General features: G+C 40.7%; 19 protein-coding genes. 6 read left to right on the top strand and 13 right to left on the bottom strand.

The window, feature by feature from the left end; genetic code table 11:
- Positions 1–247: 247 nt before the first annotated feature.
- The 4 genes from bchI (at position 248) to A0J48_RS06930 (ending at position 4,330) form a co-directional block, all read left to right on the top strand.
- A complete protein-coding gene (gene bchI / locus A0J48_RS06915) occupies positions 248–1,366 on the top strand; it encodes a magnesium chelatase ATPase subunit I (protein WP_200321575.1) in 1,119 nt (372 codons plus the stop codon).
- A gap of 134 nt (positions 1,367–1,500) precedes the next feature.
- Positions 1,501–1,818: a hypothetical protein gene (locus A0J48_RS06920; RefSeq protein ID WP_200321577.1), complete on the top strand. Its 318-nt coding sequence runs from the start codon at positions 1,501–1,503 to the stop codon at positions 1,816–1,818.
- A 141-nt stretch (positions 1,819–1,959) separates the two neighbouring features.
- Positions 1,960–2,691 carry a RadC family protein gene (gene radC / locus A0J48_RS06925; protein ID WP_200321579.1) on the top strand — a complete coding sequence of 244 codons (732 nt, stop codon included), beginning with the start codon at positions 1,960–1,962 and terminating at the stop codon, positions 2,689–2,691.
- A gap of 319 nt (positions 2,692–3,010) precedes the next feature.
- On the top strand, positions 3,011–4,330 hold the full coding sequence (locus A0J48_RS06930) for a YcjF family protein (RefSeq protein WP_200321581.1): 1,320 nt from the start codon (positions 3,011–3,013) through the stop codon (positions 4,328–4,330).
- Positions 4,331–5,017: 687 nt separating this feature from the next.
- Here A0J48_RS06930 and A0J48_RS06935 read toward each other — a convergent pair.
- From A0J48_RS06935 to A0J48_RS06995, 13 genes are all read right to left on the bottom strand, one after another.
- Positions 5,018–6,136, bottom strand: a complete 1,119-nt coding sequence (locus A0J48_RS06935) for a site-specific integrase (RefSeq protein WP_200321668.1) — start codon at positions 6,134–6,136, stop codon at positions 5,018–5,020.
- A complete protein-coding gene (locus A0J48_RS06940) occupies positions 6,126–6,527 on the bottom strand; it encodes a hypothetical protein (RefSeq protein ID WP_200321583.1) in 402 nt (133 codons plus the stop codon). The genes A0J48_RS06935 and A0J48_RS06940 overlap by 11 nt, the downstream gene beginning before the upstream one ends.
- 55 nt (positions 6,528–6,582) lie before the next feature.
- On the bottom strand, positions 6,583–6,852 hold the full coding sequence (locus tag A0J48_RS06945; RefSeq protein ID WP_200321585.1) for a hypothetical protein: 270 nt from the start codon (positions 6,850–6,852) through the stop codon (positions 6,583–6,585).
- Between the two features lie 53 nt (positions 6,853–6,905).
- Complete coding sequence (locus tag A0J48_RS06950; RefSeq protein ID WP_200321587.1) at positions 6,906–7,166, bottom strand: hypothetical protein; 261 nt, start codon at positions 7,164–7,166, stop codon at positions 6,906–6,908.
- Between the two features lie 36 nt (positions 7,167–7,202).
- Positions 7,203–7,412 (bottom strand): hypothetical protein, encoded by a 210-nt coding sequence (locus A0J48_RS06955; RefSeq protein ID WP_200321589.1) that lies wholly within the window; start codon positions 7,410–7,412, stop codon positions 7,203–7,205.
- Positions 7,409–7,723, bottom strand: a complete 315-nt coding sequence (locus A0J48_RS06960; RefSeq protein ID WP_200321591.1) for a hypothetical protein — start codon at positions 7,721–7,723, stop codon at positions 7,409–7,411. Before A0J48_RS06960 ends, A0J48_RS06955 begins: the two co-directional genes overlap by 4 nt.
- Positions 7,720–8,280: a hypothetical protein gene (locus A0J48_RS06965; protein WP_200321592.1), complete on the bottom strand. Its 561-nt coding sequence runs from the start codon at positions 8,278–8,280 to the stop codon at positions 7,720–7,722. Before A0J48_RS06965 ends, A0J48_RS06960 begins: the two co-directional genes overlap by 4 nt.
- A 313-nt stretch (positions 8,281–8,593) precedes the next feature.
- A complete protein-coding gene (locus tag A0J48_RS06970; protein ID WP_200321594.1) occupies positions 8,594–8,848 on the bottom strand; it encodes a hypothetical protein in 255 nt (84 codons plus the stop codon).
- 2 nt (positions 8,849–8,850) lie between these two features.
- Positions 8,851–8,994 (bottom strand): hypothetical protein, encoded by a 144-nt coding sequence (locus tag A0J48_RS06975; protein ID WP_200321596.1) that lies wholly within the window; start codon positions 8,992–8,994, stop codon positions 8,851–8,853.
- Positions 8,995–9,021: 27 nt separating this feature from the next.
- Entirely contained in the window at positions 9,022–9,246 is a 225-nt protein-coding gene (locus tag A0J48_RS06980; protein WP_200321598.1) for a hypothetical protein, read from the bottom strand.
- A gap of 44 nt (positions 9,247–9,290) precedes the next feature.
- A complete protein-coding gene (locus A0J48_RS06985) occupies positions 9,291–9,479 on the bottom strand; it encodes a hypothetical protein (RefSeq protein WP_200321599.1) in 189 nt (62 codons plus the stop codon).
- Positions 9,480–9,644: 165 nt separating this feature from the next.
- Positions 9,645–9,839: a helix-turn-helix transcriptional regulator gene (locus tag A0J48_RS06990; protein ID WP_200321600.1), complete on the bottom strand. Its 195-nt coding sequence runs from the start codon at positions 9,837–9,839 to the stop codon at positions 9,645–9,647.
- Positions 9,840–10,152: 313 nt separating this feature from the next.
- Positions 10,153–10,518 (bottom strand): KGK domain-containing protein, encoded by a 366-nt coding sequence (locus A0J48_RS06995; RefSeq protein WP_200321601.1) that lies wholly within the window; start codon positions 10,516–10,518, stop codon positions 10,153–10,155.
- Between the two features lie 94 nt (positions 10,519–10,612).
- Here A0J48_RS06995 and A0J48_RS07000 point away from each other — a divergent pair, with 94 nt between their 5' ends.
- Positions 10,613–10,816: a hypothetical protein gene (locus A0J48_RS07000; RefSeq protein WP_200321602.1), complete on the top strand. Its 204-nt coding sequence runs from the start codon at positions 10,613–10,615 to the stop codon at positions 10,814–10,816.
- A gap of 10 nt (positions 10,817–10,826) precedes the next feature.
- Complete coding sequence (locus tag A0J48_RS07005; RefSeq protein WP_200321603.1) at positions 10,827–11,123, top strand: hypothetical protein; 297 nt, start codon at positions 10,827–10,829, stop codon at positions 11,121–11,123.
- The last annotated feature ends 172 nt before the right edge of the window (positions 11,124–11,295 follow it).

An 11,295-nucleotide genomic window follows, 5' to 3' on the forward strand; every position in this document is an offset into this window, starting at 1 on the left:
ATAGGGAATATAGCGTTTCCTGGTCTGGTGAATTACAAAATTATCTGCGTTTATCTGCGTTCATCTGCGTTTAATTATTACAGCTTGTACCTCACTTGAATGGTAATTGCTATAGATGATCAATACATTATCCTACCCCACACCCTAAACCCTACACCCCACACCCTACACCCTACACTCGACCTGATGCCCCAAAATGTGGCAAAATAGGAAGTTGTAATAAGAAAAATATTGTTAAGGTAATTTAGTGACTCCAACCGCTCAATCTATGGCAAGTGCGCGTCGCGTGGTCTTTCCGTTTACTGCAATTGTCGGCCAGGAAGAAATGAAACTGGCGCTGCTGTTAAACGTGATTGACCCCAAAATTGGTGGTGTAATGATTATGGGCGATCGCGGCACCGGCAAATCCACAACTATCCGCGCTTTGGCAGACCTGCTGCCAGAAATTCCTGTGGTTGCCAATGACCCCTTCAGCAGTGACCCCAGCGACCCGGACTTGATGAGCGATGAAGTCCGTCAACTAGTAGCCCAAGGGGCAGAAGTTCCCATAGCTCATAAAAAAGTGCAGATGGTAGATTTACCATTGGGCGCAACGGAAGACCGGGTTTGCGGTACTATCGACATCGAAAAGGCTTTGTCTGAAGGTGTGAAGGCTTTTGAACCAGGACTGCTGGCTAAAGCTAACAGGGGTATTCTCTATGTGGATGAGGTCAACTTGTTAGATGACCACTTGGTAGACGTACTCCTGGACTCCGCTGCTAGTGGTTGGAACACCGTAGAACGGGAAGGGATTTCTATCCGTCACCCAGCGCGGTTTGTTCTGGTAGGTTCAGGCAACCCAGAAGAAGGCGAACTGCGTCCCCAACTCCTCGACCGCTTTGGAATGCACGCGGAAATTCACACGGTGAAAGAACCTGCGTTGCGGGTGCAAATTGTAGAACAAAGGTCAGAATTTGACCAAAATCCCCCAGATTTTCTGGAAACTTACAAATCCCAGCAAGAATCATTACAGCAGCAAATTGTCAATGCACAGGAATTGTTACCCCAAGTAAATCTTGACTATGATTTGCGGGTGAAAATTTCTGAAGTTTGTTCAGAATTAGACGTTGACGGTTTGCGGGGTGACATTGTTACCAACCGTGCTGCTAAAGCCTTAACCGCCTTTGAAGGACGGACAGAAGTCACAGTTGATGATATCCGTCGCGTAATTACATTATGTCTGCGTCACCGTCTGCGGAAAGATCCTTTAGAATCAATTGATTCTGGTTACAAAGTGGAAAAGGCTTTTGCTCGCGTTTTTGGTGTGGAACTTCCAGAAGATGCTGCACAGAAAAACGGTACAGGAATAAAAGCGGGGGCGCGTTAGTTTTTAAGGTGACAGTTTTGAGGTGACAGGGAACAGGTGACAGGGAACAGGTGACAGGTGACAGTAAATAATTAATTACCCATCACCCATTACCCATCACCCATTACTCATGACAAATGACTAATAACTAAATTATGAGATTGTGGAATTTTTGGGTCAATACCCTGATTTTAGCTAGTCAATATAATCCACCGCGATTTATTGAATTATTGATGTTGACGTTAGCGATCGCCATGCTGGTAATAGCGACAATCTTACCAGACAAACCTTACTTGATACTAGGGTTGAGTTTTGTTGTGGGATCGTCAATTTCCATTTTAGTCCGCGAAGGAATTTCTGCTCCCGATCACCCTCATCCAGCCTCACCCCACCGACGTATAACTCAATTTACAGCCTTACTTTTACTTGGTATCAGCATCTATGGTTTTGCGGATTTAATTCGCACAAGATAGCACTAAGCATTTATCATCAGTTTAACAGCAAGCAGTATTGATTAAAAATTAAATATTTTTGCTCATAGAGATAATTTTCAGCTTCAAAAAGGGATAAATAGATAAAGTTACATCTATGGTGCATAATCCCTTTGTCTGTATATGACTTATTGCCTCAGAATAGCCGATTTACCTGAAAATGAGCGTCCCCGTGAAAGATTAATGACTCATGGAGCAAAAATATTAGCCACTGCGGAATTAATTGCGATTCTGCTGGGGACTGGTCAAGGACCTGGTAAACTCTCCGCAATCGGTTTGGGGCAACATATATTACAAGAACTAGGTAAAGATCAACGAGATCCTTTAGCGGCTTTACGGGATGTCACCCCCGCAGAGTTAATGGAAATACACGGTGTAGGTTCTGCAAAAGCTACATCAATTCTGGCAGCGATAGAATTAGGTAAACGAGTGTTTTTATCTCGGCCTGCGGAGGGTGCTGTTATTGATAGTCCTTTAGCTGCGGCTGCTACCCTCAGTCAAGACTTAATGTGGCAAAGCCAAGAACGTTTTGCGGTTTTATTGTTAGATGTGAAAAATCGGTTTTTGGGGACAAAAGTAATTACTATTGGTACTGCTACCGAAACTTTAGCTTCTCCCCGTGATATTTTTCGGGAAGTAATTCGACATGGTGCAACACGGATGATAGTTGCCCATAATCATCCTTCTGGTAATCTAGAACCGAGTGAAGCAGATATAGAATTAACTCGGCAATTATTATCAGGGGCGCAACTTTTAAATATCCCTTTGTTGGATCATTTAATTTTAGGTAATGGCACACATCAGAGTTTACGAGAAATTACAACTCTGTGGGATGATTGCCCCCAGGAAGATTGATAATCAGATATTGCTGATTAACCAAATTATGGGATCAGCATTTTATCTGTCTGAATCACGATATCCAGGATTTAAGGATTTACAGGATTTTTTTTATAATCATTTGATGTTAATGATATAGGACTTACGCACAACTCACGGAAATAACTAACCGCAAAGAACGCAAAGGACACAAAGAAAAGAGGGTTTGAGAGATATTTTGCGTAAGTTCTATACATACATTTTCTGAATCTCCTAATTGATGAAGGTTGATGACTTCTGCTTACATGCTTCACACGGCAAGTTATACTAGAAATGGTGTCCAGTTGAAATTACACCAATGACTGAACAAACCAACACAGATTCATTAAATACACCACCTGATCAACCAAAACCCAAGTCAGATAATGGTTCTTGGAAAAACCGCATCACGGGTGTTGTTAACAAAACTACAGCTAAATTAACCCAACTCCTACCTGTCAACCAAGTAAAACAAAATGTAGGACAATGGTTTAGTGTCAATGATGCCCAAGTGGCTGAGATTTTAGCAACTATCCGTACTCAGTTACCGACGACAGAAGCTTTATTGATCGGAAAACCCCAAACTGGCAAAAGTTCTATTGTTCGGGGTTTAACAGGCGTTTCTGCGGAAATTATCGGACAGGGTTTTCGTCCTCATACTCAAAATACTCAACGTTACGCTTATCCTTCTAATGATTTACCGTTGTTGGTTTTTACAGATACGGTGGGTTTGGGAGATGTCAATCAAAATACAGAAACAATTATTCAAGAGTTAATTAGTGATTTACAAACAGAAACTACAGGGGCTAGAGTTTTAATTCTCACTGTGAAAATTAACGATTTTGCTACTGATACTTTGCGAAAAATAGCTCAAAAACTACGTCAGCAGTATCCAAATATTCCCTGTTTGTTAGCAGTGACTTGTTTACATGAAATTTATCCACCAGAAACAGAGGATCATCCCAATTATCCACCGGATTTTGCGGAAATAAACCGAGCATTTACAGAAATAAAAAATAATTTTACAGGTTTATATAATAGTGCAGTTTTAATTGATTTTACTTTAGAAGAAGATGGTTATCATCCAGTATTTTATGGTTTAGACGCACTGCGAGATAATTTAGCTGAACTATTACCGGAAGCTGAGTCAAAAGCTATTTATCAATTATTAGATAAACAAGCTGGTGAGAAGTTAGGTAATATTTATCGTGATGCAGCCAGAAGGTACATTTTACCTTTTTCTATCATGGCTGCTACTTTAGCCGCAGTACCTTTACCTTTTGCAACTATGCCTGTTTTAACAGCTTTGCAAGTTTCAATGGTGGGACTTTTGGGTAAATTATATGGTCAAACATTGACACCATCTCAAGCTGGTGGTATTGTCAGTGCGATCGCAGGTGGTTTTATCGCTCAAGCCGTCGCACGGGAATTAATTAAATTTGTGCCTGGTTTTGGCAGTGTAATTGCTGCATCTTGGGCTGGTGCTTATACATGGTCTTTGGGTGAAGCAGCTTGTGTTTATTTTGGTGATTTAATGGGTGGTAAAAAACCAGACCCTCAAAAAATTCAAAATGTGATGCAAGAGGCTTTTGAAGGGGCAAAAGAACGGTTTAAAGGGTTGACGCTCCCCGCGCTATAGAGGGACGGGGATTCTTGCTTCAATGAGCAACCTTGCCTAAACTTGTTGCCAAGTCTGAGTAGAGGATCATTTCTCCACAAGCATTAATAGGGGATCTCCCCTCCTGGTTCTATCCTAAATTGGTGATTTGACGTGCTTGAGGAAAGTTATTGCATCAACAACAAAAGGGAGAGTAAAAACACTCTCCCTGATTGATAGGCCATGTTTATGAAATTTAGTAAAAGTTCGTTTTTTTATATTTGTCCGACAATTAAGCCACAACCTTGACCGATTTAATACCCCCACTGCACCACTGAACCAATAACCATCGGTCAAACTTTTCTTTAGAACTTTTTATTTCTCCATTCTGGGAATTCCCGGAACGGTTTTTGATTGTGAAGCATTTTCACTTGCCATTATTTGTTATAGAGGATGCAATCACTTTTGTCATTAGGGATTTTTATGAAATTTAGTCAAGAAATTTTTACAACTTTTGCCCAAAAATCAAAGGTTTTGAGGGGGGATAAATGGAGAATTTAGGCAAGATTTAGTCAAGACGATTTTTGACGAAGGCTGAAAGCTAGTGGGTGACCTGAGATTCGAACTCAGAACCAGCGGATTAAGAGTCGCAGTGACTAAATATTTACATAGCAAAAATCCAGCAAGTCGCCTTACTGGATTTAATAATTTAAAATTATGAATTCTTAATTATCCCTTTTGAATTTTGGGAGGCTTGGGACGATCGCGTCTGCTCATTGCCGAGTCAAAAGCTTGTTGATGGTATCGGCGGGAAATCCAGGAATGATACAAGGTTGAGTGAACGTGCAGCGAGTGACCCATCTGTTGTGCTGCTAGAGAAATGTCTATCCCATAAGCCAGGCTACGGATTGCCCAGCAATGTCTGAGGTCGTAAATTCCAAAGGGTAACCTTGCATTTCTGCCAAAAAACTGAGAGACGGTGTTACCTATTGCTGAATTACTCCTATCAGTTCTAATACCAGGCATTTTTATTGACGCTAAATCAAATTCTTCAAACCATTCAGGGTGCAGCGGCCATACTTCTCTATAACCTGTTTTTCCCTCCAAAATGATTAGCATCTGGTTTCGTTTCCTGAGATATTCAACATCTATAAAAAATGCTTCATGGTTTCGTAATCCATAAGTGGCAATTAATCCGTATACCCACCTCCATTTATGATTTTTGATTTTATAAAACCATTCAGCAATTTCTTTATCTGTTGGTAAATCCCTGGGTCGTCTGCGTTTGGGGCTGTAATTCCCAGAGTAAAGTTTAGCGTCAAACTCTAGCTTTGCAAATTTGGTCAAGGCACTTATGGCTAAACAAAACCTTCTTCTAGTTCTTGTGTCAGGCTCTGTCTCTAGGATTGCAGTTTTTAAAGCTTCAGGAGATAAGGTACTGCTAGAATCTAATTTTTTAAAAACCTCTACATAATCTTTACGCCAGGTAGTTTCTGATTTGTGATTTCTAGCGCGTCGGGCAAAATAATAGTCCTCGAAGCGGTTAACCCATTCTTCAATAGTTTTAGGAGCGGGCTGCTCAATTTCTATATAATCAGCCCAATCAAAAGTTCTTTCATCAATTCTTGTGCTGAGATTTTTGGCTTCTTTTTCAGCTATTTTTACTCCATCATTATTGGCTGCTGAAATACTAATCCGTTGCTGATGATGAATATATTTCCCAGAATTGGGTTTGGGAGGAAGAATAGCTCTTAAATATAATCTTCCTCCCACCCGTTCAATACTTACGCCACAATTAATAGCTCTCAGCCGTCCGTTCGCCTCCTTTATTCTTTGGTTAATATCCATCTGTCCACTCATTACCACAAACTTCACATCTATAAGCCATCAAACGATTGTTAAACTCAATATCATCGGTATATGGTTCACCTGCCTCGTCATAAAGAGTTGTACAAACTTTCTCTTTGCCAGCGTAGAAATTCCCCAGATATCTAAGCTTCCCTGGCTGTTGTAAAATGCCAGCCTTAACGGCTAAATCACAACAATTACAGTCTTCATCGTAGTGGTGAGGTTTTCCGTTCCACTTCATAGTGGATGGTACTATCCCTTTCTCTATTAAGTGTTTTGTGTAATGTAATGCGGCTCGATGAAGTGCTTCTTTTGGTGGTATTCCCTGTCGTCTAAATGTACAGACTAGTTTTCTCCATTCTGGAAATTTATTATGAGAAAACCGTTTCATAATTGTGATTCGCTTCTTTGTCCAAGCGTTTGAGAAACGTGGGTCTCTAATCCATTCAGGTGATGTCATAATCTTCCTCAAAAAGCTCGATATCGTTTTCTTTTAAAAACGAAAGAGGAATGACGGATGGATCAAGTTTCTTCCACTCCTCGTATTGGGCATAGGTCATTTCACAAATTCGAACCCACAAAGGAATATCTGTCAGACAATTAATTCGTTGAAACAATACCATCTTCACAAAGAATCCAGTGATGTCTAGTTGTCTTTTCCATGACAAAGTATAATTTATGCCTTCTTTTGAATAGTCAAATGTTCCTTTTTCCATTGTTGATATTTACCCCTATCTGAGTTTCTACATTTTTGAACTAATTGGCTTCATTATTCTTCCTCCTCAACTGATGAGAGTCTATTTTCTAAACTGGCAACAATATTTTTCCTCCTAATTATTTCCTCCTGAAGTGATGCAAGATTAGGTCTTAGGTAGTCAACAATCTGTTGAATTTTTTCTAGCTGGCGTTGAGTGTCAGAAACAACAAGACTCCTGAGTGATTCGTTTCTCAAGAAGATTGCTGCACATTCCAGTTTGTAAATTGAAGATCTAACCTCACAAATCAAGCTATTTAATTCATCACCATTCATGATAGAAATACCCCTGATGTCAGGGGTGGATAATGTTTACTGTGGATTCACTAAATCAAAAATCTTCTCCAACTTGCCATCTAAAATGCCAAGGCGAACCAATAAAAAGGCATTTGATTGATGTGAGGATTTTTCCTGCTTCTGCAAAACTTCCAGGGTTTCCTTTAACTTTGTTTCCAGTTCACAAAGTTCGTGCCAAACAAGGGCGTAATCCCATGATGGGTCTGGTGTGGGTCTATTGGTCATTGTCTAGCCTCTATAACTTGATGAAGAAATGGAATCAACTTAAAGAGAATATTCTTGGGAAGGGAATAGAAATGTTTTAAAATTTCTATTTTCTTGTCCCATAAGTAAGCTTGCAGAATTAATCCAATTTGGTCAGCGTTGGCTTTGTTATCTGGTGTTTCTTGAGCTAAACTACAGAAACTAAGGATGCTCATTAATTGACCTTTATCCAGCCGCTGGAAGAATGAACCATAAAGTTCTTCCAGCCTTTCAATGTATGGTGCAAACTGACTGTTTTTAGGCGGTGCCACATAATAACCTAGTGGTTTCATGCAGCCTCTCTTTCTATTACTAGATGTTCAATCAGTGTTGCAGAAAGGTAGTAAGCGAGTTCTAAATATTCTTCACCAGATAAATCGTCAACCATCTCGATGACGTGCTGAGAAATATCATCAAATCCCCATTCTTTGACTTGATGACTAAGGTTAGTTTGCTCTCTGTAGGAAATATTCAAGAGTGCAACTAATCCGGTAATTGTGGTTGATGATAGCCAAGCATCAATTTGTCCTGCTAATTCCCAAAGATTCTGTTCTTTTGGCTGTGGCTTCTGTTCTGACCGGAATACTCCGGCGAACCATTTAACATCAATTGCAATTCCATTGCGGACAGCTTTTAAACAATCATCATGGGTTTTATCTGGGTTGGCTTGCTGTAATAATCTAGCTAATAATTCTTTTTGCAAAGCAGTTAAAAAGCCAGAATTAACCATGAATGACAAGGGTTTGTTTTCCGATGGACGGCATGGGAAGACAGAAACTAAGGGTACTTTTCCATCCAAAAAGATGTGGTGATAAGGTGTACATTCTTTCAAAATTCCAGTCTCAAGCATTGGTATACCTCATGTCTGCGATAAATGGATATGTTGATTTGTGGTGACTGCATAGATACAATCACCGATTGCAGATTAATCAACTAATGGGTTGAGTTGATGTTAGAAGAAAATGAATGTTAGCAGTAAGATAACTGCGGCGCAAAAGGATAAAGCACAGGCAATTGGTCGTTTATCTACAAGCCATGACACCGCTGCTAATGCGTCTATTGAGGCTTCGTAAAGGTCGTCCAGGAAGTCTTTCATCGTTTTTGATTAGTATGCGATTCTGCGAGAGATTTGCTGGGTATATCCTATGGGAATCAAAAATCTTTTAGGCTTCAGTCCCCTCTTTATCCTGCGTCGGTTCTTCTGAATTTGTTTTTTCATTTGCGTTTAATCTGTTAATCAATAAATCAGCCAATCGAACGGCTTCACCGGGAGTAGATGCAAGCAGGTGTTTTCCTCCTGCTAGAAGTCCTTGCATGATGGTTACAGCAAAGTATTCTCGCTTACTTAGACCATCGTCTAAAGTGCTTCCTTCACTGTCAAGACTTGGGAATGCTGGATCATATCCTCTTGTTGTCATATTTATTCCTCACCTACCAAGCGAATTTCGTTTTCATCAAGATAAACCACAGTTTCAAGTAACAAATCTTCTCCGCCAGAGAGAACAAAAACTTCTGCTTCTAACGGCATTTCTTCTAATTGTGAAATCAATTCTTTTACGGTCAAAATTACCTCCTTGAATTTGTTGCTTAATTAAAGTGAATTAATTGCTTCAGCTACTTTTAAGACATCAGCTTGTGTGGGATTAATGCCGTCTTTAAGCCGATAAGTTACAGACCAAGAATCTTCTCTATCAAACACTACATAGCCTAGTTTGACGGCATAGTATAGAACCTGGGGATGTCTCTTTTTCTCAACAAGTAGCCGAATTGCTTTGCAAAAATCGGCACAGGTTTTGAATGTTTTAGTTTTAAGCAATTTTCCTCCTTAATTAGTTACTAGTTGTCAGTTGTCAGTTGCCTCTACAACGAGTCTTTGAGCGGCAACAATTGCCAGGATTGCTTAACATTTGTCTTTAGTTCAGGAGCTTCTTGCATCGCTTGTATTGCTTGATTAAGTAAGTCCTCAATTTCCTCATCACTCCCATCGAACTGAATTTCAGTGTCAGGTGGAAGTTTTGAAAGTATTTCAATTAGTTTTTTGGCGGTCATTTTCCTCCTTAATTCGTAATTCGTAATTCAACAATCACTTTCATAATTCGCTGCTGGTAGTTCGTTGATATTTACCTCAGTGGCTGGGAGGCTACCACCTCTCCCCGGTTCGCGCTTCTTATTTATTTGATTGTTTACCGGGGTGCGATCGCCCCGGTTTTGCTCCTAATGCTTGGATAGCATCAATGGCAAAGATTCAAAAGAGACTTTTAAAAGAGAACAAAATTTAACCCATTTTTCACGGGTCAAGGATGGTTCAACTTTCCCTTTCTCCCATCGACGGACGGTGCTTAGAGAAACGTCTAGCTGTCTAGCCAACTGCTCTTGGCTAAGACCAGCGGCTTCTCTGAGGTCTTTCAATGGACTACCTCTATTGCTTTCTTGGTTTTCTTGTTTCATAATATCTCATAGGTATTCATTTGTGAATAGTCTTTAGAGATGTTTCACAAATGAATACAATTTTGCTAGAGTGGATAAAGTTGAGCAGTCCGAAAAGACTGCTCATTCCTAGACTCTCATACCCTCAAAACGTTGATAACTGTAGGTTTTAACGGGGATATAGATTATTCCTTACTTCGGATATAGAGCCTATCTACCGTTGGACAGATGAGAGACTGGCACAAGAAAACCCACCTGGTGACAGGCGGGCATCAAAAAAGGAGGGGTTATGTAATTACTTGATATTTAGTTCTGCTCGGAGGTCATCCAGCGGAGATGCTGCGGGGAGAGCAGGTGTTGATTCTATCGTGGCTTCTAGTTCTTCTGATTCTGGTTCTGGTTCTGGTTCTGGTTCGTCGGGGATAAATTCAAACCGAAACCTGAGAGTTCCGTTATTCCATGTACTACCAGGGCGCAACACCTGACACTCTAGCCCTTCCGTCAAAAATGGAATAATGAACCGATTGTTCCTTGAGTCATTTTGCAGCCACCTCTCCATAATCCTCAACAGAGTATCAGCTAGGTATGCTTGAGTGCTATTGGGTCCTATTCCTTCCTTGAAATACACGACATCATCGTGCTTCAGGTTAAATTCTTCCATCTTTCATTTTTCCTCTAACAACAAAGCGGGTTAGCTGCAACTAGCCCGCCTTATCTAGAGTTCCCCATTCCCTATTCCCCGTTCCCTATTACCCATGAAAATTACACTTCAAACTTCACAGGGACAATTTGTGGAGAAAGTCGAAATCCTACCCTTTACTGAAAAGCCACAGGTGATTCTTTGGGGCGATCGCGTCTTTCTGCAATTTTTGGATAGCGTCTACCGTGAGTGCTGCTTTGCGATCGCTCACACTCCCCCTGCTATCCCATCAACTTGGTGGATGACAAGTGACAAGTGACTAATTACCAATGATCAACAAACTGACAGTAATCGAACAACTTGAGCGAATAGCCCGCAACAAAGACGGCGAAAAACTCACCCACCATGAAGTGACAGTAATCGCCTACGGCATCCTAAATGTTCTGGACGATGTATACGGAATTGATTGCCGGGACGAAGTCGAACTTTATCTAAGGATGCTGACCAAGCGTAGTCCTCACCATGCCCGATGCCTCCAAGCAGACCAGTGCATCAAGTATTTGAGAAAAGGCGGTGAATCAAAAAAGTCAGAGGGGTCGGAACGGCTGACACCCGACAACTTTTAAAGGAGAAACCTGTACCAGAGGTTCATCTCAGCGACCAGCCCCCTGATCAGGAACCCGACCCGGATGATATTCCATTCTGATCAAAGAAGAAAAAAATAAATTTTTTGCACTAGTATTCAGACTCCGTTCACCACTATTCCCAAAGCAACCATCCTGCAAGGGTTTCGCGGAA

Origin of the sequence: Sphaerospermopsis aphanizomenoides BCCUSP55 (genome assembly GCF_001586785.1) — a bacterium.
GTDB lineage: Bacteria > Cyanobacteriota > Cyanobacteriia > Cyanobacteriales > Nostocaceae > Sphaerospermopsis_A > Sphaerospermopsis_A aphanizomenoides_A.